At 52.8% G+C, this 22439-nt stretch carries 23 protein-coding genes; 14 read left to right on the top strand and 9 right to left on the bottom strand.

What is annotated here, in order from left to right; all coding sequences use genetic code 11:
* Together ABYK60_RS15445 and ABYK60_RS15450 are read left to right on the top strand one after the other, a co-directional pair.
* Window positions 1-325 (top strand): winged helix-turn-helix domain-containing protein (locus tag ABYK60_RS15445; RefSeq protein ID WP_372872916.1); only part of this gene is annotated, 325 nt, incomplete at its 5' end.
* Between the two features lie 3 nt (window positions 326-328).
* Window positions 329-1594, top strand: coding sequence for a sensor histidine kinase (locus tag ABYK60_RS15450; protein WP_372872917.1), 1266 nt, complete (start codon window positions 329-331; stop codon window positions 1592-1594).
* Window positions 1595-1617: 23 nt separating this feature from the next.
* On the opposite strand, the gene ABYK60_RS15455 is transcribed toward ABYK60_RS15450, so the two are convergent.
* Window positions 1618-1926: a DUF1289 domain-containing protein gene (locus ABYK60_RS15455; protein WP_372872918.1), complete on the bottom strand. Its 309-nt coding sequence runs from the start codon at window positions 1924-1926 to the stop codon at window positions 1618-1620.
* Between the two features lie 130 nt (window positions 1927-2056).
* Here ABYK60_RS15455 and ABYK60_RS15460 point away from each other — a divergent pair, with 130 nt between their 5' ends.
* A complete protein-coding gene (locus tag ABYK60_RS15460; protein ID WP_372872919.1) occupies window positions 2057-2575 on the top strand; it encodes a DUF4136 domain-containing protein in 519 nt (172 codons plus the stop codon).
* 56 nt (window positions 2576-2631) lie between these two features.
* Here ABYK60_RS15460 and ABYK60_RS15465 read toward each other — a convergent pair whose 3' ends face one another.
* The 3 genes from ABYK60_RS15465 to ABYK60_RS15475 form a co-directional block, all read right to left on the bottom strand.
* On the bottom strand, window positions 2632-4101 hold the full coding sequence (locus tag ABYK60_RS15465) for an AAA family ATPase (RefSeq protein ID WP_372872920.1): 1470 nt from the start codon (window positions 4099-4101) through the stop codon (window positions 2632-2634).
* Between the two features lie 97 nt (window positions 4102-4198).
* Entirely contained in the window at window positions 4199-5344 is a 1146-nt protein-coding gene (locus ABYK60_RS15470) for an HlyD family secretion protein (RefSeq protein ID WP_372872921.1), read from the bottom strand.
* A gap of 2 nt (window positions 5345-5346) precedes the next feature.
* Entirely contained in the window at window positions 5347-5745 is a 399-nt protein-coding gene (locus ABYK60_RS15475) for a DUF3302 domain-containing protein (protein WP_372872922.1), read from the bottom strand.
* 198 nt (window positions 5746-5943) lie between these two features.
* Here ABYK60_RS15475 and purT point away from each other — a divergent pair, with 198 nt between their 5' ends.
* The 4 genes from purT (at window position 5944) to ABYK60_RS15495 (ending at window position 9292) form a co-directional block, all read left to right on the top strand.
* A complete protein-coding gene (gene purT / locus ABYK60_RS15480; protein ID WP_372872923.1) occupies window positions 5944-7122 on the top strand; it encodes a formate-dependent phosphoribosylglycinamide formyltransferase in 1179 nt (392 codons plus the stop codon).
* Window positions 7123-7351: 229 nt separating this feature from the next.
* Entirely contained in the window at window positions 7352-7957 is a 606-nt protein-coding gene (locus tag ABYK60_RS15485; protein WP_372872924.1) for a PepSY-associated TM helix domain-containing protein, read from the top strand.
* A 7-nt stretch (window positions 7958-7964) separates the two neighbouring features.
* Window positions 7965-8471: a DUF2271 domain-containing protein gene (locus ABYK60_RS15490; RefSeq protein ID WP_372872925.1), complete on the top strand. Its 507-nt coding sequence runs from the start codon at window positions 7965-7967 to the stop codon at window positions 8469-8471.
* An 8-nt stretch (window positions 8472-8479) separates the two neighbouring features.
* Window positions 8480-9292 (top strand): DUF4198 domain-containing protein, encoded by an 813-nt coding sequence (locus ABYK60_RS15495; protein ID WP_372872926.1) that lies wholly within the window; start codon window positions 8480-8482, stop codon window positions 9290-9292.
* Window positions 9293-9316: 24 nt separating this feature from the next.
* Here ABYK60_RS15495 and ABYK60_RS15500 read toward each other — a convergent pair whose 3' ends face one another.
* Genes ABYK60_RS15500 through ABYK60_RS15520 form a run of 5 tightly spaced genes read right to left on the bottom strand, consistent with a single transcriptional unit; the run spans window position 9317 to window position 13395 of the window.
* Window positions 9317-10270, bottom strand: coding sequence for a D-2-hydroxyacid dehydrogenase (locus ABYK60_RS15500; protein ID WP_372872938.1), 954 nt, complete (start codon window positions 10268-10270; stop codon window positions 9317-9319).
* Between the two features lie 2 nt (window positions 10271-10272).
* Window positions 10273-10884, bottom strand: a complete 612-nt coding sequence (locus tag ABYK60_RS15505; RefSeq protein WP_372872927.1) for an outer membrane beta-barrel protein — start codon at window positions 10882-10884, stop codon at window positions 10273-10275.
* 16 nt (window positions 10885-10900) lie between these two features.
* Window positions 10901-11671: a co-chaperone DjlA gene (gene djlA / locus ABYK60_RS15510; RefSeq protein WP_372872928.1), complete on the bottom strand. Its 771-nt coding sequence runs from the start codon at window positions 11669-11671 to the stop codon at window positions 10901-10903.
* A 9-nt stretch (window positions 11672-11680) separates the two neighbouring features.
* Window positions 11681-12352: an N-acetylmuramate alpha-1-phosphate uridylyltransferase MurU gene (murU, locus tag ABYK60_RS15515; RefSeq protein WP_372872929.1), complete on the bottom strand. Its 672-nt coding sequence runs from the start codon at window positions 12350-12352 to the stop codon at window positions 11681-11683.
* On the bottom strand, window positions 12349-13395 hold the full coding sequence (locus tag ABYK60_RS15520; protein WP_372872930.1) for an aminoglycoside phosphotransferase family protein: 1047 nt from the start codon (window positions 13393-13395) through the stop codon (window positions 12349-12351). Before ABYK60_RS15520 ends, murU begins: the two co-directional genes overlap by 4 nt.
* A gap of 156 nt (window positions 13396-13551) precedes the next feature.
* On the opposite strand from ABYK60_RS15520, the gene lptD reads away from it, so the two are divergent.
* The 7 genes from lptD to ABYK60_RS15555 all read left to right on the top strand — a co-directional run bounded on the left by lptD (window position 13552) and on the right by ABYK60_RS15555 (window position 22432).
* Window positions 13552-15849: an LPS assembly protein LptD gene (gene lptD / locus ABYK60_RS15525; protein ID WP_372872931.1), complete on the top strand. Its 2298-nt coding sequence runs from the start codon at window positions 13552-13554 to the stop codon at window positions 15847-15849.
* 120 nt (window positions 15850-15969) lie between these two features.
* On the top strand, window positions 15970-17274 hold the full coding sequence (surA, locus tag ABYK60_RS15530; protein ID WP_372872932.1) for a peptidylprolyl isomerase SurA: 1305 nt from the start codon (window positions 15970-15972) through the stop codon (window positions 17272-17274).
* A 3-nt stretch (window positions 17275-17277) separates the two neighbouring features.
* Entirely contained in the window at window positions 17278-18267 is a 990-nt protein-coding gene (gene pdxA, locus ABYK60_RS15535; protein ID WP_372872933.1) for a 4-hydroxythreonine-4-phosphate dehydrogenase PdxA, read from the top strand.
* 9 nt (window positions 18268-18276) lie between these two features.
* Window positions 18277-19080: a 16S rRNA (adenine(1518)-N(6)/adenine(1519)-N(6))-dimethyltransferase RsmA gene (gene rsmA, locus ABYK60_RS15540; protein WP_372872934.1), complete on the top strand. Its 804-nt coding sequence runs from the start codon at window positions 18277-18279 to the stop codon at window positions 19078-19080.
* 34 nt (window positions 19081-19114) lie between these two features.
* The gene (apaG, locus tag ABYK60_RS15545) at window positions 19115-19495 is read left to right on the top strand and encodes a Co2+/Mg2+ efflux protein ApaG (RefSeq protein WP_372872935.1); all 381 of its coding nucleotides are present in this window, start codon (window positions 19115-19117) and stop codon (window positions 19493-19495) included.
* Between the two features lies 1 nt (window position 19496).
* The gene (locus ABYK60_RS15550; RefSeq protein ID WP_372872936.1) at window positions 19497-20306 is read left to right on the top strand and encodes a symmetrical bis(5'-nucleosyl)-tetraphosphatase; all 810 of its coding nucleotides are present in this window, start codon (window positions 19497-19499) and stop codon (window positions 20304-20306) included.
* A gap of 104 nt (window positions 20307-20410) precedes the next feature.
* Complete coding sequence (locus ABYK60_RS15555) at window positions 20411-22432, top strand: methyl-accepting chemotaxis protein (protein ID WP_372872937.1); 2022 nt, start codon at window positions 20411-20413, stop codon at window positions 22430-22432.
* The last annotated feature ends 7 nt before the right edge of the window (window positions 22433-22439 follow it).

Below are 22439 nucleotides of genomic sequence, written 5' to 3' on the forward strand. Positions count from 1 at the left end.
ACAGGAAACCCACTGCCTCACCTTCGGTAAGCTGAGTATCGACCCACATACCCAGACCATTCGACTCGGCGAAAAAGAAGTGGATTTGACCAGCCACGAGTTTGAACTCCTGTGGCTGCTTGCTTCTCAGGCCGGTCAGGTACTGAGCCGTCAGTACATCTACCATTATCTGCTCAATATCGATTTTGACGGTAAGGATCGCAAGATAGATGTACGTATCTCGCGCCTGCGTAAAAAGCTCGACGATAACCTGGAAACCCCATTCCGCATCAAAACCGTGTGGGGACAAGGCTATCTGTTTGCCCCAGAGGCCTGGACAAATTAACCCGTGAAGCGCCTGTTCCTCAGCCTGTATCTGCTCCTGTGTCTGTCTATCCTCGGGATAGGCTGGACACTGGACAGCCTCTGGCACCACAACGTGGACGACACCACGGCTGAGGACGCCCCCTTTTTGGCTCTGGCGCAAATACTGGCTGACATGCCAACAGCAGAAAGATTTGCCCATCTGCAGGCGCTGGATGACAACCAGGCGCTGCCACTCACCCTGGTAGATGCCAGCCAGGTTGCCTTATCCAGCAACACCCCCTTAGATAGCGGCAAAGTCTTTACCATTGCGCTGGAAGACGACAAGGAAATGCGCCTGGTACGTATCGGCGAGCAGGTGTTAATGGCAGGCCCGCTGGAGACAGATCCCAGAGAGGATCTACGCGGACTCTTCACTCTGTTTTTCTATTTAATGCTGGCGGGAGTCGCGCTGATTTGGGTATGGCCGCTGTCACGGGATATCCGCATATTAAGAGAAGCCACTGAGGCCTTTGGCCGGGCAAAGTGGGACACCCGCATCACGCTTTCCAGCCGCTCACAGGTGGCGATTCTGGCCAACACCTTTAATGAAATGGCACGCCATATCAGCGCCCTTATCGATAATCAAAAACACCTGACCAATGCGGTGTCCCACGAAATCCGCACCCCATTGGCACGGCTTAAATTTGCCCTTGCCCTGATGCCTGCCTACTGTGGTGAAGGCAGTGATGAAGATAAACGCAATGCCTTTCTTGCCGATATGCAAATGGATATCAAAGAGATGGAGCAACTGCTTTCAGAGCTGCTCACCTTTGCCAGCCTGGAAGCCCCCAGGGAAGAGATTGAGTTTGAAATCACCGACTTATCGGCGCTGACCCGCCAAACCGTTGAACGCCTGAAAACCCTGGCCGATACGCCCATTGAGCTGCTGTTACCCAAAGATGAAGCCATGGCACCTGCCGATCCATCGTTAATCGAGCGCGCACTGCAAAATCTCATTACCAATGCACAGCGTTTTTCCCGTACAGGGATAAAAGTGGGACTCACCAGAAATCAGAGTGATTGGGATATCTGGGTGGAGGACGATGGCGAAGGCATTCCCGACATCGATCAAGGCAAGATATTTGAACCCTTTTATCGGGTCAGCAGTGCCCAGAACGGCAACAAGGGGCATGGACTGGGATTGGCAATCATCAAGCGTATTATGCAACGCCATAAGGGCAAGGTTAGCGTTGAGAGCCAACCGGGCAGAACCCGTTTTACCTTAGGTATCCCCGCCAGCTCCATATGATTGCCAAGCAACAGGCTTGAAGGCTATTCCAGTCTGAAATCGCCCAGATCCAACTCAGGTTCATTATCTTGGTCATCCAACGCCAGTGTTGCATTGGCCTGGGCCCGTTCAGCTTTCAACTGCTCCTGACGGGCTTTAAAAATGGCATAGGCCCGGCGACGTTTCCTGTCTTTACACAGACGGATCACTTCGGTTTTTTCCGCATCGGAAAATCTTTGCCAGTTAAAGCGCTCATCCCGACTCCGAAAACAGCCAAGACAGTAGCCACGGTTGTCACTTTGACACACGTCGATACAAGGGCTTGGAATTTCGAAAAAAACTAATTGTTCCATAGACAAAGACAAAAAACAGCGTATTCGCTAGGTATAACATCAATCCCTTAAAAAGGCGAAATAATCTACAACCTGAGACTTGCCAGCCATCTCGCCATGGCGCAGAGTAATCAAAAACGGGAGACCACCAATGAAAAGATGCTTACTGATTTTACTGTCTATACTGCTGAGCGCCTGCCAGAGTACTCCCACCACGGATTACGACCCCAAAGTGGATTTCAGCGCCATGAAGACCTTTGCGTTACAGCCTCCATCGCAAAGCACAGATCCGTTAAGCTCGGAACGCATTCGCACCGCAGTGCTGCAAAGCCTCCTCAATAAGGGGTTTACGGAAAGCGCCACCCCGGATTTTCAGGTGACCTGGGCTTTTGAAACCGGCACTAAAGCAGCCAACTCAGGATTATCAATTGGTCTTGGCACCGGCTCATGGGGACGTTCAGGCGGTATCAGTGTCGGCACCAGCGTCGGTATCCCCCTTGGCGGCGATAAGCTGTATCAGCTTATCCAGATTGATGTACTGAACAGCACTGCTGACAAACTGTTATGGCGCGGCAGTGAAAGCTTTGAGTACGGCGAAGGGGGCGACGAAAAAGCCACAGAAACCCGCACCACAGTTGATAAAATTTTGGCTCTGTTCCCACCAAAATAACAAGAACATAAGCAGATAAAAAAGCCACCCACTGGGTGGCTTTTTCAGTACTGTGACTAATCTTGATGGGCGTTAACCGTTCTTCCCTGCGCCCAGGCTTTGAGGGCAAAAATTTTCTCCCGCATCACTACGGATAAGGGGCGGGTGCGGGATATCTCTTCCAACACTATCGCCTGATCAACCGGCTGCTGACGACTTGCTGCCGCATAGATGGCAGAAATTACCGCCTGTTCAATTTCAGCACCACTGAACCCCTGGCTTGCACGCGACAAGAGCCCCAAATCCATATTGGTGACATCCAGACCGCGCTTTTTACAGTGAATAAGAAATATGGCTTTGCGGATCTCCTCATCGGGCAAATCAACGAAGAAAATCTCATCCAGACGCCCTTTGCGCATCAGCTCGGGGGGCAGTGCCTGAATATCATTGGCGGTGGCCACCAGAAACACATCGCTGTTGCGTTCAGCCATCCAGGTCAGCAGCGCCCCCAATATGCGTTGCGAAGTGCCTTCATCGCTGCTGCCGCCACTGATCCCTTTCTCTATTTCATCAATCCACAGCACACAGGGAGCCATCAAATCTGCCAGCTCCAGCGCCTGACGAAGATTCTTTTCCGTTTCACCTATGTACTTGTTATACAGCGCCCCCATATCAAGCCGCAGCAGTGGTCGCTGCCACACTCCGGCTACGGCCTTGGCAGCAAGACTCTTACCGCTGCCCTGCACCCCAAGCAGCATTATGCCCTTGGGTGGCGGAGTGCTGGCATCTCTGTCTGACGGCGCGCGGGCCCTGAGCCACTCTTTGAGGTTATGCAGTCCGGCAATGTCGGCAAAGCTGCTGGTGTCATATTCATATCTGAGCACCCCGTCCATGTCCATCAGACGGAACTTAGCCCGATTCACTGTTTCCACATCCTCATGGGTAATGGCACCATCGTCCACTATGGCTTTGTGAATAAGGCGGCGGGCATCATCGAAAGTGACGCCACGCAGGTTATCGGCAAGCCTGGCCACGGCAGCATCATCTACCCTGAGGGGAATCCCCTGACGCCGCACCTTATCTATCTCGTCCAGTATCAGATTTTCCAACTGATTTTTGCTGGGCAGCGATAACCGGAAATGGGCGCAATAACGGCGAATTTCCGGCGGGATGTTAAAGGCGTGGCTTACAAGCACCAGGGTGTGCTTGAGGGCGTCGTACTCCAGCGCGATTTCTTTCAGTAAACGCACGTTACGCGGCGCATCCTGCACGAAGGGATGAAAATCGCACAGTACATAAATCCCCTGCTGCTGCGTGGATTTGATTTGCCCGAGCAGATCGCCGGGCTCAGTGTTGAATTTTTGGCTGCCCATGTCTTTATCGACCCGTGACAGACCACTGGTAATAGACCAGGTAAACAGCGGCTGATACAGGGTAGCGGCTACCCGCTTGAGCAGCTCAATCACCCGATATTCTTCATAGGTTTCAATTACCACTATGGGTGTATTCGACCGCAAAACCGCTGTTAAATCCTGTACATCCTGCATCTGCTGTATTCCGTTCAATAAAAAGGGGGCTCAGTGAGCCCCACGATTATGCGTCCAAATCCCCCGCCAAAACAACGCCGGGGGCCTGACTGGCCGGTTAATGCCCTTCAGCAAATAAATAGTTAAGCCAGCCCTGCATCCGCAGCAACACCTTGCGCATCACGGCAACATGGGAGAAATGCTCGGTATAAATAGCGGCCTGGCCCGCTACCCCTGCTGGCAGCTGCTGCAGCTCATCGGTTTTATCGAACTCAATCATCACCAGTACCCGACCACGCTGGAACAGCCGTGCTGATGATTGCAGCGAACCGGAAGACTGCACCTCACCCTCGGCCATGGCAGGCAGAACCTGCACTACTCTGCCATGAAATACCTGTCCGGGAACTGCATCGAGGATCACTTCAGCCTCATCTCCGGCCTTGAGGCGCAGCAATGAGTTTTGCCAAAAAGCCCCCACAAAATAGCGCTGCTCATCAGGGATAAAACTCATCACGGGGCGTAATGGCATGGGCACCACCACCATACCGGGGCGCAGCGCCATCTGAGTCACCATGCCATCGGTTGGAGCGCGCACCACCGACTGTTCAAGGTCAAACTCGGCTTTGGCCAAATCGGCCCGGGCGGCCGCCACCTTGGTATTCACACCATCGATATTGGACTCAAACGCCAGGCGCACCCGCATTTCTTCGGCACGGGCAGCAGTGAGCTGGGCTTCAGAGGCAAGATACATCTGCCGTTTGTTATCCAGCTCAAGTTCGGTAAAGGGTGAATTGGCACCGCCCTTTTTACGTCCGGCCTGATAACGATTGTACTCGGCAAGGGTTCTGTCACGGTCGGCCTGGGCACGCTCAACGCTGGCCTTGGCGGTTTCCCACGCAGCTTCAAGCTGCGGAACTTCCTGCTCAGCCGCTTTCAGAGCGGCTTTTTTCTGGATCACTGCAGCCTCAAACGCCGTTGGATCGAGCCTGAACAGCACATCACCCTGTTTTACCGGCGTATTGGGCTTAACCGCCACTTCAGTGACTTTACCGGTCACCAAAGGATTTATGGGCACAGAGACAAAGTATTCCCGGGCAAAGCGGCTGTAGGGATGGTTGTAGTTCATCAGCAGCAATAAGGTACCAATCAGCACTATGCCGCCCAGCACTGCAGTGGGAACTGTCCACTTGGTCAGCGGGATTTTGAAGACTTTAAAAATCACCACGCAAAACGCGGTATAGGTGAGGATAAGCAGTAAGTCCATGATTATTCCTCCCCGGCCTTGGTGGCTGCACTGTCCTGTGAGTTGCTGTCTGCGGTGGTGCCGGTCTTGTCCAGCTCCAGCGCCTGCAGGCGATTTTCCATCTCAAGCAGATTGGCGCTGAGCTCTTTCACCTTCTCTTCCAGCTCCAGTTCACGCTTCACCACGGTGCCAAAACCCCAGCCCCTGTCTTCGCGGTAGAGGGTGGCCCAGATCCACAGGAAGGGCCAGAGTACGTGCAGAGTGAACAGACTCACCCAACCGGCAATATGCAGAGCATCCTGCTGTGGGTGATTACGCTTTTTGGCGATTTCGTAGGGAATATCGTGGATGGCGATGATGCCGTAAAACATCACAATCACCACGAAGAAGAGTAGCACCAGGGCAAAGTAGTCCAGAAACACAGACACCTCCGTTGATGTCGGTCAATAGGCTTAGGGAAGCCCAGATTAGCGTATAAGTTCTCAAAGACGCCAGACTTTAACCGGATAGTTTTTAATTTTCTTTTTGAATTTAAGGGAATTTCAAGATAAGTCGCCCAACATAATTCTTAATAACGGGTTATGATCTTTGACTGCCAATAATAACGAGGTACTAACGCCATGATAGGCACCCCCTACACTCAGGGCGCAACCCGCGCTATGTTGCTGGGCTCTGGCGAGCTTGGTAAAGAAGTGGCAATTGAGCTGACCCGCCTCGGCGTTGAAGTCATTGCCGTAGACCGTTACCCCAATGCACCGGCCATGCAGGTTGCCCATCGCAGCCATGTGATCAATATGCTGGATGCCGAGGCACTGAAAAGTCTGATTGCCACCGAGCAGCCCCATCTGGTGATCCCGGAAATCGAAGCCATTGCCACCCAGGCGCTGGTAGAACTGGAAGCCGATGGTTTGAACGTCATCCCCACCGCCAGGGCTACCCGACTGACCATGGACAGAGAAGGCATTCGCCGCCTTGCAGCAGAAACCCTTGCCCTGCCGACCTCACCCTATGTCTTTTGCGACAGCCTCGCCGAGCTTGAGGATGGGGTAAAGCACACAGGTATTCCCTGCGTGGTCAAGCCGGTGATGAGTTCTTCCGGCAAGGGGCAAAGTGTTATTCGCAGCCACGAAGATATTCAAAAAGCCTGGAATTACGCCCAAAGCGGCGGCCGTGCCGGTGAGGGCCGCATCATAGTCGAAGGCTTTATCGACTTTGATTATGAAATCACCCTGCTGACCATCTCGGCGATAGACGGCATTCATTTCTGCGCCCCAATCGGCCATCGTCAGGAAGACGGTGATTACCGTGAGTCATGGCAGCCCCAGGCCATGAGCGCCGCTGCTTTGGAACGCGCCCAGAGCATCGCACGTGCTGTGGTGGAAAACCTCGGCGGCTACGGTCTCTTTGGGGTGGAACTCTTTATCAAAGGGGATGAGGTTTACTTCTCTGAAGTCTCTCCAAGACCCCACGACACAGGTATGGTTACCCTGATAAGCCAGGACTTATCAGAATTCGCCCTGCATGTAAGGGCTATTCTGGGTTTACCCATTGGCGAGATTATCCAGCAAGGCCCCTGCGCCTCTGCTGTGGTATTGGTGGAGGGTGACTCCTGCAACATAAGCTACTCAGGGATCGCCGATGCCCTCGCCCAGCCCGGTACCCAGCTAAGGCTGTTTGCCAAGCCAGAGATACATGGTCGCCGACGTCTGGGCGTGGCGCTGGCCAAGGGTGACAGCATAAAAGAAGCAGTTACCAAAGCCTTGAACAGTGCCGCCTGTATTGATGTTCACTTCAACTGACCAAGCCTCAGCTTAACTGGTTCCCTCCATTTAGAGCTGCCATCCTGGCAGCTCTATCTTGGTAAGCCTCTGTTTGCAGCCCTTTCAAACCACTAACCAGCAGAGTCAATACTTACAACAGTCTAAGGTGTGTAACGGCTACGGACTTTGTAAACATTGTAAATTCGATTTTGTTGATAATTATTCTCAACTAGATTGATGGCACAAGTTCCGGCTATCAAACCTATCCATGTCTATTCTGTTCCGTCCGGGGAAACGACTCTTGTCCATCACCCGAACCCTGCATATTTACGTGTCCATGGCGCTGTTGCTGTTGATGCTGTTTTTCGCCTTTACCGGCATCACCCTCAATCACCCGGATTGGTTTGGCGCGTCCAAGGCCTTGCGGGAAGAAACCGAGCAACCGCTACCCGACTTTTTGTTACCGGTCGAAGCCGATTCCGCCGACTGGCAGGAAGCCGCCGCCCACTGGCTCGCCAGCGAGTGGCAGGCCAGCCGCCAGCAGGTGGAAGTGAGTGAAGATGAATTGCTGCTGGTGCAAAAAGGCCCTGGGCGCTACCGCTCAGTGCTGCTGGACACAGAAGCGGCTGTGGTTGTGGCCGAGTGCCTGGACTACGGTCTTATGGCAGTGCTGAACGACCTGCACAAGGGCCGCAACTCAGGCGCCGTCTGGAGCTGGGTTATTGATTTAAGTGCGGTGCTGATGTTGCTGTTCTCCCTCACCGGCGCCTTTTTGCTGTTACCGCAAAAGCGTCGTCTCAAGCGCTCGCTGGGTTACATGACCTTGGTCAGCAGCGTCTGTATTGCCATCTACTGGCTGTTTATTCCTACCTGAGGACCTTATGAAACTGAAGACATTATCGCTGGCTGCGCTCTTCTGCCTACCCACCCTGGCACAGGCCAATATGGAAGTTGAGCTTAGCCTCAGTGAAATCACCACCGGCCAATATCACAGACCCTACACAGCCGTATGGGTCGAAAATGCCAGCGGCCAGTCAGTGAAAACCATCGCTCTGTGGGTGCAGCACGATGGCCACAAGTGGTTTAAAGACATCCGCCGTTGGTGGCGCAAGGCCGGGCGCGACAACCCCGCCATGGTCGATGCCATCTCCTCGGCCACCCGTCCGGCGGGCAACTATCGCATTGGCTGGGATCTGAGTGACGACAGCGGCAAACCACTGCCCGATGGTGACTATCAGCTGTTTATTGAAGTGGTACGCGAACACGGCGGCCGGGAGCTTATCCGCCACCAGTTCAGTCTGCCCGGCAAAAATTTTAACGCCACCCTCGCCGCTACGACTGAAACCGGCCCGGGTCATATTCGCTTTAACCGTCCAGCCAACCGCTAAGGAGCCCCATGAAATCACTCATTCCGCTGAGCCTGCTGCTGCTCGCACCTCTTGCCCAGGCCCATGACCGCTGGATTTTGCCCAGCCATTTCAATGTCTCCGCCGAAGATGGCAAGGGGGTATGGCTGTCGGCCGATGTCAGCGCCAGTAATCAGGTGTTCGAGTTTGACAAAGCCTTTGGCGCCGAAGATGTGCTTATCATCACCCCTGCGGGCCAAACTGATCGCCCCAGCTCCAGCTACCGTGGCAGTCGCCGCTCTGTGTTTGATTATCAGCTGACCGAAGATGGCACCTACAAGCTGACCAAGGAAGCCAGGCCAAGGTACTTCTCACGTTACAAAGTCAAAGGCCAGGACCAGCCGGTACGCAGCAGCGTCGATAAAGAGAGCACCCGCGCGCAGATGCCCAAAGATGGCTATGAACTTGAAGGCGCGCTGTATTTCTCACGTATCGAATCATTCGTGACCCTGAACAAGCCGTCAGATAAGGCATTCAGTCCAACCGGAGAATATCTGGAACTTGTGCCTGTGACGCACCCGGCCGACTTTGTTGAAGGTGAGCCCATCAGCCTGAAACTGCTGTACAACGGCAAGCCCAAAGCGGGCGTGAACGTGATTCTGGTGGCCGATGGCACCCGTTATCGCAATCAGCCAAACGAGCTGAAGCTCACCAGCAATAACGAAGGCCTGGTTGAGTTTACCCTGCCCAACGCCGGACGTTATTTGCTCCACGCCGAGCATGAAGAAAAACTTAAAGACACCCGCCTTGCCGATAAGAGCGTGAGTGAAATCTTTCTTAGCTTAGAGGTGGGGTTGCAATAAGCGTTTTGCCAAAGAGAAACCGGGTCAATCGACCCGGTTTCTCTTTTCTCCGGCCACAAAGGCAGCCAGATTGGCGATGGCAATATCCAGCAACTTTTGCCTTGCCTTTACCGTGGCCCAGGCATTGTGGGGCGTGATACTGATATTGGGTGCATGCAGCAGCGGATTGTCAGGCCTCGGCGGCTCGCTGGAAAGCACGTCCACCGCCGCCCTTACTCTTCCCTGATGCAGCGCACTGGCAAGTGCGGCTTCATCGACTAAACCGCCCCTGGCGGTGTTGACTATCAAAGCAGCGGGTTTCATCAATGCCAGGGTGCTGGCATTGACCATGTACTCGGTTTGAGGCGTGAGAGGACAGTGCAGCGACAACACATCAGAACGGGCAAAGAGTGCATCAAGGGAGACAAACTCAATATCGGCAGGTAAGTCTTTGGGTTGACTGCGACTGTGGACCAGAAGCTGCATCCCGAACGCCTGACCTATGCGGGCCATTTGTCTGGCAATATCACCAAAACCCACCAGCCCCAAAGTCTTGCCAGACAGGGACTCAAGCGCCCCCAGCGTGAAACAGAAATCCGGCTGAGCCGACCAGGCACCTTGTTTTACCGCCTGATGATGCTCGGCCACCCTGGATGCGTGATGCAGCACATGGGCAAAGGCCATCTGCGCCACAGCATCCGGGCCGTAACCAGGCACATTGGTTACCGCAATACCCAGGCGACGCGCGGCCTCCACATCCACCACATTGGTACCTGTGGCAAGTACGCCTATGTACCTGAGCTCTGGCAAGGCTTCCAGTGTGGCTGCATCCAGTGGTGTTTTATTGGTAAACAGCACCGACTTCCCCGCGGCCCGCTCATGCACTTGCTCAGGCGCGGTACGGTGATACAGCTGATAGTCACCAAAAGGTGCCAGCACTGACCAGTCAAGATCGCCGGGGTTTAAGGTGTAACCATCGAGCACGCAAATACTGGCCATCATCAGAACCTGAAACTGACGCCAAGGTTAGCCTGCCCCTGCCACATGAGGTCGGCATTCACCTTCCAGATACAGTTTGAGGCATCGCAAAACAGGTCATTTTTACTGTCAATGAAGGTGGCAAAGGCGTGCACATCGGCAATCAGTGCCAAATTTTCCCCCAAGCGGTATTCCACCCCGGTCCCCAAACCGAGTGAGAAGCGGGTTTCATTACTGTAGTCATCGCCGGGACGCATCTGAGTGAGTCCCATGGAGGCGGTGACATAGGGCAGCAAGTTGCCTTTGGGAAAATACAGGCTGCCGCCCACATGGGCATAATCCAGCTTGAGCGAGGTGATACGTTCATTGGAAAAGGCACCTCCGGCTTTCAGGTCGGTGCTCTGGCTTGAGTAGAGCACGTACATATTGCCGGGGTGGCGGGTGGTGGTGCCCAGCATAATGCCATAGTGGGACGACTCTTCGGCGCTGACGCTGCCGAGGTTGTCATCCTTGCTGGCATCCAGACTGCTGGCGGCAAAGCTGTAACCGGCAAACGGAGTGACATAAACCTCTGCCGATGCCAGGGCCGGAGCCAGGCAAAGGGCAGCCAAAACCACACGAGCGGGGGTGTTCATAGGCTTCTCCCTGAAATCAACGCATGCCGCGTGACGCCTTAACGGCTTCGTAGGCGGCCTGAATATCCTGTGCCTTACGTTTGGCCAGTTCCATCATTTCTTCCGGCAAGCCCTTGGCCACCAGCTTGTCGGGATGGTGCTCATTCATCAACTTACGGTAAGCACGCTTAACATCCTGATTAGTAGCAGATTCCTCAATACCTAACAAGCCATAGGCATCGCTGAGCGAGCGCTTATCGTTGCCGCCTTTGCGGGCAAAATTAAACTCAGCCTGCCAGCGGCCAAGCAGCATTTCCAGCGCCTGTTCGCTGAAACCCAGCTCTGATGCGACAACTTTAAGGATCCGATGCTCGTTGGGGTGCAACTCACCATCGGCCAGAGCCACCTGAATTTGGATCTCCAGGAACATCTGCAACAAATCGTTACGCCCCATGGAAAGCAACCTGAACGCACGCAGATTACCCTTAAGGTCAAAGTCTCCGGCCTTGCCGTCACGAAACGCCTGCTGTGCCTGACGCCGGGCATCGGCATCAAGGTTAAGTTGATTCATCAGGTCACTGGCCAGACGAATATCAGCCTCGGTTACCCGGCCGGAAGCCTTGGCCATATGGCCCATCACCGCAAAGGTAGTGCTGAAAAACACCTGCTGACGCTTGCTGCCGGCACCGGCGCCAGCGGCAAATTTTTTATCGAGCCAGTGCCCAACCACCAGTCCGAGAAGAGCGCCGAACACCTTGCCGAACATAAAGCCGATAAGAAAACCAAACAGCTTGCCTTTGTACTTCATAAGCAGGAATTACACTCCTTGGCTCAAGAGTCGTTGATTAAGGATGTCGAGCCTATCGAGTGTACCCACATCGCACCAGTAGTGTTCAAAGCGCTCGCCGGTCACTTGCTGCGACGCCATTTTCTGGCGCAGCAGCGGCCCCAACGCCTGACGGCCGGGAGCAAGCCCGGCGAACAATGCCGGATGGTAAATCCCCATGCCGGAGAAGGTGAGTTTTTCCGTGCCTTCTTGCGAAACCTGGTGCTGATTCAGGGCGAAATCGCCCTGTGGATGCTGTGGCGGGTTGTCCACCAGATACAGGTGAGCCAACACCCCGTCCGCTAGAGTCGGTTTAATGGCGGGTAATTCATCAATATAGATATCGCCGTTGATCACCAGAAAGGGCTCATCCCCCAGAAGCGGCAGGGCTTTTAAAATCCCGCCTGCTGTCTCAAGCGCCTCTTGCTCGTGGCTGTATTGAATCGCCACACCGAAACGAGTGCCATCACCGAGGGTTTCCACTAATTTTTCGCCAAGCCAGGCAGTATTGATAACCACCTCATCAACACCGGCAACGGCGAGCTTTTCGAGGTGATACTCGATAAGCGGTTTACCGGCCGCAGGCACCAAAGGCTTGGGCAGCGAATCGGTTAAGGGCCGCAGGCGCTCACCGCGCCCGGCGGCCAGGATCATCGCCTTCATGCTTTGGCCTCCAGCGCAGGCATCACCCGCCCCATAATGAACTGGGCAAAGTCTCCCAGCTCCTTGTAGCGCACGGCCACGTCGCGAATGTAGTGCATGGTCAGCGGAATATCCTTCAGATAACCGGCTTTGCCGTCTCTGTGGTTCAGACGGGCAAAAATGCCGGCGGCCTTGATGTGGCGCTGCAGTCCCATCAGCTCAAACCAGCGGCGGAATACCACCATGTCGGTGTCTGGCGGCACCAGGCCATGTTCGTGGGCGAGCACAAAAAACTCCACCAAGATGTCATCCACCAGATCTTCACTCCAGCGAATGTAGCAGTCCCGTAGCAAGGACACTGCATCATAGGTCACAGGGCCAAGCACTGCATCCTGAAAATCAAGCAGTTTCAGCTCGTTATTTACCACCATCAAATTGCGGCTGTGGAAGTCTCTGTGCATACCGACCTTGGGCTGCGCCAGGGCATTGTCAGTGAGCATGTCAAATGCAGCCGCGAGGATGGCGTCTTCCTCTGCAGTCAAAGTCAGCTGCAAATGAGTGCCCAGCAGCCACTCGGTAAAGATACCCAGCTCCCGGCGTACAAAGGCCTCATCATAATCAGGCAAGGAGCCAAGCTGGGTTTGAGTGACCGAGGCGATGGCGGGCAACAGTGCCAGCGCTTTTGGGTACCAGTGGCGAACACTCTGGGAATTAAGCAGTGCCAGCAGTTGTACGTCACCAAAATCTTCAAGTGCCATAAAGCCTTGCTCATCATCTTTGGCAATAATGGCTGGTACAGGTAAACCCGCATTCGCGTATGCTTCACGCACTGCAACAAAGGGCTCGATGGGAATAAGTGCTACCGGGGTATCCATGATAACCATGTCCCCCCCCTGAAAGCTGGCGCGAAAGTAGCGGCGGAAACTGGCATCACCGGAAATCAGCACCGGTGAGAGACTTTCTCCAAAGGTTTGGGAAAGCCAATGATTAAGGGAAAGAAATCTGGAGTCTGACACTGTCGTTCCATGGCTCTTGGCAAAAAATTGCTTTATTATAGCCAGCATATTTATTGGAAACAGCCAATTCGTTAGCACCACTGATTTGGTCTGGATTTACAAGGAATGCCGTAACATTTCCCTCCTTGCCATATCCAAGTCATCATTTGGTGTAAGAACCAGAAATACATCCAAATAAAGAATTTCAAACAGAATACTCATACGATGCAAATCCGTTACTTACTGGCCTTGGGCCTGTTTCCTGTTCCGCTGTTGGCCGATACTGTGGCCCTGGAAACTCCAACCCAGGATCAATGTCTGGTCGTACCTCCTGTTCCGGTGCCCGAAACGGCTGTCGCCGGAGAGGCGACTGCACAGGTCGAAATCCTCTCTGACATTTCCAATGCCGTTATGAACAAAAACGCCACCTTCGAAGGTGACGTTAAGTTCCGTCAGGGAGAGCGCTCTATCTCTGCCGACAAGGCTGTTATGGATTACGAGCAGCAGCGTCTTGATGCTGAGGGCAATCTGGTATTTCAGGACAACCAGTTTACGGTGACAGCTGACAGCCTGAGCGCTGAAATCAAAGATAACAGTGCCAAACTCCAGGGAGCCAAATATTGGCTTCACGGTCAACAGGTTCACGGAAATGCCCAGAAACTTGAGATAACCAAAGATAATAATCTAATCCTCAAGGGCACCGACTTCACCACTTGCCCACCCGGTGATTCGTCCTGGTTGTTGGAAGCCGAACGCATCAAAATTGACTCCACTGAAGAGTGGGGGGAGATCTGGAACGCCAAGCTGCGTATCGCCGATGTGCCTGTGTTTTACATGCCATATATGACAGTGCCGGTTTCAGACAAACGCAAGACAGGCTTCCTGTTCCCCGAATTCAGTACCAGTACCACCAACGGTGTTGAAATTGCCACGCCCTGGTACTGGAATATTGCGCCGGAATACGACCTTACCCTGACGCCACACTATATGTCGGGACGGGGTTTGTATCTGCTCAGCGAATTCCGTTATTTAGCCGGTGATGCCCAGGCAGGACGAGTGAATCTTGAATACCTCGGCAGTGACCGCATGCTGGAAAACGACAGCGATCGCTATCTGTATCATTGGGAACATCAGGGCGCTGTGGATAAACACTGGCGCGTGAACGCGGCCTTCACCGATGTTTCCGACAACAACTACTTTAACGATCTCGACTCTGCTGTCGCCAGGGCAACCGATAACCAACTTTCCCGCATCGGTGAAATGAGCTACTTCGAAAACGACTGGAATGTCAGCGCCAGGGTGCAGGACATCAAGGTGCTTGGTGAAGACGAAGAGCCCTATCAGGTAATGCCTCAGCTTGCCTTTAATTATCGCAACCGGGATTTTTTCAATACGTTAGAGTTCAGTTTCTTTGGTGAAGCCAGTAACTTTGAACACAAAGACAGCGAACAGGTCACGGCTACCCGTTTGCACTTACAACCATCCATCAGTCTGCCCGTCCATGGACCAGCCGGTTCACTGACCAGCGAGTTGACCCTGCTGCAAACCAATTACTGGCAGCGCAACACGGAATTGGTGACCAGAGAGTCGCTGGATGACAGCGTCAGCCGTACCATCCCTCGGGCAAAGATTCACGGCCAGGTGAATTTGGAACGCAAAACATCCTGGTTCGGCGACCCCTATCGCCAGACACTGGAGCCTCAGTTTCAATATCTCTATGTCGGTTATGAAGAACAGGACGGCATAGGTATATATGACAGTGCCAGCTTGCAGGACGATTACTACGGCCTGTTCCGCGCACGCCGCTTCTCGGGTCTGGACCGAATTTCAGATGCCAACCAGATGACCCTGGGGTTAACTACCCGTTTCTTCGATGACCATAACCTTGAGCAATTCAAGCTCAGCGTTGGTCAAATTATCTACTTCTCTGAGAGCAAGGTGTCTTTAACTGAGGGCCTGATTGAAGAACGCCCCAGCGCTTCGGCCATCGCGGCTGAATTGGATGCCCGTGTCAGTGACGACTGGTTTGTCAGTGGTGCGGTGCAATACGATGCCAGCACCCGAGAAAACAAAAAGTCTGAAGTAACCCTCGATTATCGCCCCGGAGGTGACAAACTGGTGCAGTTCAGCTATCGCTATGTACCGGATTTGATTAACACCAACACCAACGATGAAGTCAGCATCAGCCAGACAGGTTTGCGTACTACCTGGCCCTTGACCGACAATCTGTATTTTGTGGGCAATTGGTACTATGACCTCAACGAAAGCCGCGCGGTGGAGACCTACGCCGGATTTCAATATGAAAGCTGCTGCTGGGCCGTACGTTTAAGCTACCACTACCGTATCAAAACCAACTACGAAGATGATTTCAATCCGGTGGAAGATAACCGTGAATTATTTGAAAGTGGTATCTACCTGAACTTCGTCATTAAAGGACTCGGTGGCTCAGGCCCAATGGGGGTCAGTGATATGTTGGATGAGGGGCTGTTTAATTACAGAAAGCCGCTTTATCTGAGGAATTAACACAGAAATGTGGTAGATTGCGAAACCACATTCAGGACGCGTTGTCCAATCAGGTTAACACTGCCGGGTTTTCTTTCCCGAGGGTGGATGATAACTGAAAAAAGCCAAGGATTTATTTGGATGAAACCCTGTAAAAAACTGATTTTTGCTGCTCTGGGTATGGCGCTAGGCTTCCAGAGTGTTGCGGCGCCCCAGCTGCTGGACCGTGTAGCCGTACAAGTTAACGACGGCATAGTACTGGAAAGTGAAATCCAGACCATGGTGGATACCGTAAAGAAAAATGCCAGTGCTGCCGGTCAGTCACTGCCTTCAGATGAAGCTCTGCGCACTCAGGTCATTGAACGACTTATCCTCACCCGTCTGCAACTGCAAATGGCAGAGCGTATTGGTCTGCATATCGGTGATTTGCAACTGGATCAGGCCATCGAAAACATCGCCCGCGAGCAAAAAATGAGTGTGGCTAAAATGCAGCAGGCCATCGAGTCCGAAGGAATGAGCTTTGCCCAGTATCGCGAGCAACTCCGTGAAGAAATCACACTCGGCGAGATCCAACGCATCCAGGTACAACGACGCATTCAGGTTTCACCGCAGGAAATCTCCAATCTGGTGAAAATGATTGAAGAGCAGGGCATGAAGGATGTGGAGTATCAGATAGGTCACATCCTGATTGAAGTACCAAGCAATCCAAACAGCGCTGAACTGGAAGCCGCCAGCAAGCGAGCCCAGGCCGTACTTGATCGCCTCAACAATGGCAACGATTTCCGTTCCATTGCCATCGCGGCATCGTCCGGTCCCAAGGCGCTGGAAGGTGGCGTATGGGACTACATGAACATCAACGAAATGCCAACCTTGTTCGCAGAAGTGGTGGAAGATGCCAAGAAAGGGCAAATCATAGGTCCCATCAAGAGTGGCAGCGGATTCCACATTGTCAAAGTTATGGATATCCGTGGTCTTCAGACCCGTGAAATCGAAGAAGTCCGTGCCCGCCACGTATTGCTTAAGCCATCACCTATTCTGTCGGAAGAGCGTGCCAAGGCGATGCTGGATCAGTTTGTGAAACAAATTCGCAGCGGCGAAGCCAAGTTTGCCGACATTGCCCGCCAGTATTCTGAAGATCCGGGTTCTGCCACCAAGGGCGGCGAACTGGGTTGGGCTGAACCAGGTATCTATGTACCCGAATTTGCACAGATGCTCGGCCAACTCAGTCTGGACGAAATCAGTGATCCTTTCCGCACCTCCCATGGCTGGCACATAGTGCAACTGGAAGAAAAGCGTAAAACTGATGCCACTGACAAGTTCAACACCAACCGGGCGCATCAGCTGATTTTCCGTCGTAAATTCAACGAAGAATTACAAAGCTGGCTGGATGAAATTCGTGCTGAAGCCCACATCGATGTGTGGGAGCAAGAAGCCAACCGAGGTTAATCTGTGACAGTTAAACGCATTGCCATTACTCCCGGCGAGCCAGCAGGGATAGGTCCGGATCTGGTTATTCAACTGGCCCAGCAAGACTGGCCGGTACAGCTTGTGGTATGTGCCAGCCAAGACCTTTTGGCGTCACGTGCCCGTAAGCTGGGTTTACCCATCAGATTCGAGCCCTATGACGCGGATGCCCCCGCCAGACCTCAGGCTGCGGGCACCCTGTCAATAGTACCCTTCGAGCTTAACGCCGAGGTGGAATGCGGTAAGCTCAATGAGCAAAACGGCAGCTATGTAGTGGACACACTACGTTTTGCCGGTGAAAAGAACATGAGCGGTGAATTTGATGCCGTAGTCACAGGCCCTGTGCATAAAGGTATCATCAATCAGGCAGGCATTTCCTTTAGTGGCCATACCGAATTTTTTGCCAATCAGGCAAACTGCCAGGATGTGGTCATGCTGCTTGCCTGCCCCGGCTTGCAGGTGGCCCTGGTAACTACTCACATTCCCCTGGCGTACGTTGCCAAAGCAATCACCCGGGAGCGCCTGCACAAGATTATTAAAATCTTGCATGACGACCTGGTGAGCAAGTTTGGGATAAGTGACCCCAAAATTTATGTTTGTGGTCTGAATCCCCACGCAGGAGAGGACGGACATCTCGGCCGAGAGGAGCTGGATGTTATTATTCCCGCACTCAACGAACTCAGGGAAGAGCTGAACTATAATATCGTCGGTCCACTGCCTGCCGATACCCTGTTCCAGCCCAAGTATCTGGATGACGCCGATGTGGTATTGGCGATGTACCACGATCAGGGCCTGCCTGTATTAAAGGCCCAGGGGTTTGGTAAGGCTGTGAACATTACCCTTGGCCTGCCTTATATCCGTACCTCGGTGGACCATGGTACTGCCCTCGAGCTGGCAGGAACCGGCCGCGCTGACATCGGCAGTTTCGTCTGCGCCCTGAATAAGGCCATCGAACTCGCTGCCAAGACCAACTGATTGAGAGTCATGAGTAATAAAGTGCATTTGGGCCATACGGCCAGAAAACGTTTCGGTCAGAACTTTCTGACTGACGGTAATATTATCAATCGTATCGTGGGTGCTATTGCCCCGGATAACGACCATGTGATGGTGGAAATTGGCCCGGGCCTGGCCGCCCTGACCGAGCCGGTGGCACTGTCCATCGACAACCTCACGGTTATCGAGCTTGACCGCGACCTGGCCGAGCGTTTGAAAGTGCATCCCACTCTGAAGGATAAACTCACTATCCATCAGGGTGATGCCATGAAATTTGACTTCAGTCAGCTCGTGGTGCCCGATCGAAAGCTCAAGGTGTTCGGCAACCTGCCGTACAACATCTCCACGCCGCTGATGTTCCATTTGTTCGAATTTGCCGAACACATCGAGAACATGCATTTTATGCTGCAAAAAGAGGTGGTACTGCGCCTGTCAGCCTCTCCCGGTACCAAAGCCTACGGCAAACTTACAGTAATGGCGCAATATTACTGCCAGGTTGTACCTGTATTGGAAGTACCTCCGGGCTGCTTTACCCCACCACCTAAAGTGGATTCAGCCGTGGTGCGTCTGGTGCCCTATGCCCAGAAGCCATGGCCTGCCAAAGATGTCGAATTGCTTCGCAAGGTGTGTAACACCGCCTTTAACATGCGCCGCAAGACTCTACGTAATAACTTAAAGCCAATGCTGAATGATAGCGACTTTGAAGCGCTGGGCATTGATGCCGGCCTGCGCCCTGAAGACATCAGCGTGCAACAATACGTTGCCATGGCCAACTATCTGTTCGACAAGCATTAACCACTACGAGAGACATGGCTTTATTGAGATGACGATGACAGACGTAGATCCCGCCATCAAGGTGCAGGTAGATACCGAATACCTCGAGGAGCAATCCACGCCCGCTGACGATAAATATGTCTTCAGTTACACCATCACCATTATCAATTTGGGTGACAGAGCAGCCAAACTCGAAACCCGTCACTGGCTTATCACTGACGCCAATGGCCACACCTCAGAGGTACAGGGTGCGGGAGTGGTGGGCGAAACGCCGACTATCCCCCCCAACACCGCTTATCAGTATACCAGTGGCACAGTGCTGGAAACGCCGGTAGGCTTCATGGAAGGCAGGTACGGCATGGTATGGGAGGATGGTAAAACCTTCAGCGCTGAGATTCCCGCCTTCCGCCTGGCAATACCTGGCATACTGCACTGAGATGGCAAAGTATTTTGTCGGTGATATTCAAGGTTGCTTTGAAGAGTTGCTGCAACTTTTACAAGTCGTTGACTTCAATCCCTCACGGGATGAACTCTGGGCCGTAGGCGACCTGGTCGCTCGGGGGCCAAAATCACATAAAGTACTGGGATTGATGACAGGCCTGGAAGATGCTGCCAAGGTCGTACTTGGCAACCATGACCTGCACCTTCTTGCAATCGCGGCTGGTATTAAACGCCCCAAGCCCAGCGATAAACTGACCAAACTGCTCGCATCCAGACACCTGCCTAAATATATCGAATGGATCCGTCACCAACCTCTTATGCGGGAACTGCCGGAACACAACATAATCATGACACATGCAGGCGTCCCGCCACAGTGGGATATAACGACCTTGGCCACAGAAGCCAAAGCTGTAAGCGATGTGCTGAAAAGTGATAAATACCTTGATTTAATCTCCAGTATGTACACTGAAGAGCCGGAAGCATGGAACCCCGATTTGTCAGGCTTTTTACGTCACAGGTATTGCATCGACTCGCTAACCAGAATGCGCTTTCTATATCCGGACGGCAGGCTGGATTTTGCCTGCAAAAAGCCGCCCAAAGACAACACCAGTGACCTGAAACCCTGGTTTGAGTTTCCTTCTCGGCTGGAAGAGTACACAATCATTTTTGGTCACTGGGCAGCTTTGATGGGATACACTGGAAAAAACAATCGGATAGCTCTGGATACCGGATGCTGCTGGGGCGAACATCTCACGCTTTTGCAACTCGAAACCGCGGAAAAAATTACCCAAAAAAAGTTAAATTAGGGTTAAACTAAAACTTCCAGCGGCCGATAGGAAAAGAGCCGCATGTGACATCGCACGATGCTTTTCTATTCGGGAAAATTATTAAAACATCGCCGGAGTATCCTATGAATGTAAAAGTCGCCACCAGAGTCATTGGCGGGTTTGGTTTCGTTACCCTTCTTTTGGTCGTACTTGGTGCCGCTTCACTGGCCACCAACAGCAGCCTCAAAGAAAGTACAGCGATCATGCAGGAACTGAGCATGCCCGCCCTTGAAGCGACCAGCCACTTATCAGAAACCTTGAGCGAACAACAACGGGTCATACTCAAGGCCTTTCACAGTAAAGCCTCCACTGCCGTCCCACCGCTGGAAAGTACTTACACCCAACTGGGCACTCAGTTCAAGTCTACGTTTTCAACACTTTCCGGTTTGCTTCAGGACAGAGATAATTTTTCAGCGCAGCTTAGTACACTGAACGCCAGCTACCAATCTTTGGATACTAACAGTGTCGCTATGTTAAAGGCGCGATTTGAATCTTTGTCACAGCACGAAGAACTACTCAAGATGCGTGAAAAGATTGAAAACAGCGCAGATGATGCCTCATCCAATCTGTTCGATCTTATCGATCTTGAAAGCAGTGAAAATGTCACTGAGCGTGAAATTGCCGCAGCTGCCAGCGCCATAGATACAACCATGACTGGCATTATCACCACAGTATATGATTTGGTCGCCACCGAAGAGCAGGGTAAATTTGAGCTCATCTCGAAAGAGCTGGACTACATGCTGGGAGAGGTGAAAACCAAAGTTGAATACGTAAGTCGCCATGGCGCGGGTTTGGTAGACGACGAGATTATCAGCTCGGTACAGGAAGATACCAATAAAGTCCTGAAGTTACTTGAAGGGCAAAACACCCTGGTCACCTTAAAAGCAAAACAACTCGACAGTGCGCGTTTGGCCTCCGACAAACTCACTCTGGTTGAGAAAAACGCCCTGACAGTGACTGAGAATATGAAGCGCATGTCGAAAGACATCGAAACAGTCACCACAGAGATAAGCAGTGAGGCGCTTGAGCAAATCAATCGTGCCTCAGTGCAAACCCTGTTGCTGGTGATCATAGCCATTGTTGTGGCTATCGTTATCAGTATCGCGGTGGTTCGTCCGCTGAAGCGAGCATTAGACCAGGTAAACGATGCCCTGAACGTGCTGGCCTCGGGCGATCTGACCCACAAGCTGGATGACTCTGGACACGATGAATTTGCCGAGCTTTCCCGCAACTGTAACCGTCTGGTAGACAGCCTGCGCAAACTTATCACCAGCATACTCGACCGTTCCAACCAGCTGGCTGCCGCAGCAGAGGAAACCTCTGCCATTACATCGCAGACCACCATAGGTATTCAGGAACAAAAGAGCCAGGTTGACCAGGTTGCCACCGCAACTACTGAGCTGAGCTCAAGTGCCCATCAGGTAAATATGAGCGCAGATGACGCCCTCGGTCAGATCAAGAAGGCCGATGACGAAACCCAGCATATGCGCGACATCGCAGATGAAAACAAACGTACTATTTTGTCACTGGCTGACGAAGTAGCCAAGGCCAGCAAAGTGATCAACAAGGTTCACTCCGACAGTGCATCCATTGGCTCTATTCTGGATGTTATTCGCGGTATTGCCGAACAAACCAATTTGCTGGCGCTTAATGCGGCCATTGAAGCCGCCCGCGCCGGTGAACAGGGACGAGGCTTTGCTGTAGTAGCCGATGAAGTGCGCAGTCTGGCTTCACGAACTCAGGATTCAACCCGCGAAATCCAGCAGATGATTGAAGTGCTGCAGCAAGGTACTCAGCAAGCAGTTGCTGTCATGCAATTGGGTCAGAATCAGGCTAAAAGTTGTGTGGAAAAGACTGAGCAGGCCAACCAGGCTCTGCAGACTATCAGCCACTCAGTGCATCAGGCCTACGATGCCGGCACTCATATTGCCCAGGCAGCCCAGGAGCAAAACCTGGTAAGCCAACAGGTGTCCGAGAAGCTCGAGCACATAGCTGCGATTTCTGAAGAAACAGCTCTGGGCGCGGAGCAAACCGCCAAGTCGAGTCACGAAGTCGCCCGCCTCGCGGAAGAGCTGCAAAGTTCGGTTAAAGAATTCAGAGTGTAAACTGAAC

Source organism: Shewanella sp. (assembly GCF_041630135.1).
GTDB lineage: Bacteria > Pseudomonadota > Gammaproteobacteria > Enterobacterales > Shewanellaceae > Shewanella.

Bases quoted from the DNA above. Each gene is read 5' to 3' on its own strand.
- ABYK60_RS15485 (WP_372872924.1), top strand. From the start codon at position 7,352: ATGTCTATTCTGTTCCGTCCGGGGAAACGACTCTTGTCCATCACCCGA.
- ABYK60_RS15495 (WP_372872926.1), top strand. From the start codon at position 8,480: ATGAAATCACTCATTCCGCTGAGCCTGCTGCTGCTCGCACCTCTTGCC.
- surA (WP_372872932.1), top strand. From the start codon at position 15,970: ATGAAACCCTGTAAAAAACTGATTTTTGCTGCTCTGGGTATGGCGCTA.
- rsmA (WP_372872934.1), top strand. From the start codon at position 18,277: ATGAGTAATAAAGTGCATTTGGGCCATACGGCCAGAAAACGTTTCGGT.
- ABYK60_RS15505 (WP_372872927.1), bottom strand. From the start codon at position 10,884: ATGAACACCCCCGCTCGTGTGGTTTTGGCTGCCCTTTGCCTGGCTCCG.
- murU (WP_372872929.1), bottom strand. From the start codon at position 12,352: ATGAAGGCGATGATCCTGGCCGCCGGGCGCGGTGAGCGCCTGCGGCCC.
- ABYK60_RS15455 (WP_372872918.1), bottom strand. From the start codon at position 1,926: ATGGAACAATTAGTTTTTTTCGAAATTCCAAGCCCTTGTATCGACGTG.
- ABYK60_RS15490 (WP_372872925.1), top strand. From the start codon at position 7,965: ATGAAACTGAAGACATTATCGCTGGCTGCGCTCTTCTGCCTACCCACC.
- apaG (WP_372872935.1), top strand. From the start codon at position 19,115: ATGACAGACGTAGATCCCGCCATCAAGGTGCAGGTAGATACCGAATAC.
- lptD (WP_372872931.1), top strand. From the start codon at position 13,552: ATGCAAATCCGTTACTTACTGGCCTTGGGCCTGTTTCCTGTTCCGCTG.
- ABYK60_RS15465 (WP_372872920.1), bottom strand. From the start codon at position 4,101: ATGCAGGATGTACAGGATTTAACAGCGGTTTTGCGGTCGAATACACCC.
- ABYK60_RS15550 (WP_372872936.1), top strand. From the start codon at position 19,497: ATGGCAAAGTATTTTGTCGGTGATATTCAAGGTTGCTTTGAAGAGTTG.
- purT (WP_372872923.1), top strand. From the start codon at position 5,944: ATGATAGGCACCCCCTACACTCAGGGCGCAACCCGCGCTATGTTGCTG.
- ABYK60_RS15520 (WP_372872930.1), bottom strand. From the start codon at position 13,395: ATGCTGGCTATAATAAAGCAATTTTTTGCCAAGAGCCATGGAACGACA.
- ABYK60_RS15470 (WP_372872921.1), bottom strand. From the start codon at position 5,344: ATGGACTTACTGCTTATCCTCACCTATACCGCGTTTTGCGTGGTGATT.
- ABYK60_RS15555 (WP_372872937.1), top strand. From the start codon at position 20,411: ATGAATGTAAAAGTCGCCACCAGAGTCATTGGCGGGTTTGGTTTCGTT.
- djlA (WP_372872928.1), bottom strand. From the start codon at position 11,671: ATGAAGTACAAAGGCAAGCTGTTTGGTTTTCTTATCGGCTTTATGTTC.
- ABYK60_RS15460 (WP_372872919.1), top strand. From the start codon at position 2,057: ATGAAAAGATGCTTACTGATTTTACTGTCTATACTGCTGAGCGCCTGC.
- ABYK60_RS15500 (WP_372872938.1), bottom strand. From the start codon at position 10,270: ATGGCCAGTATTTGCGTGCTCGATGGTTACACCTTAAACCCCGGCGAT.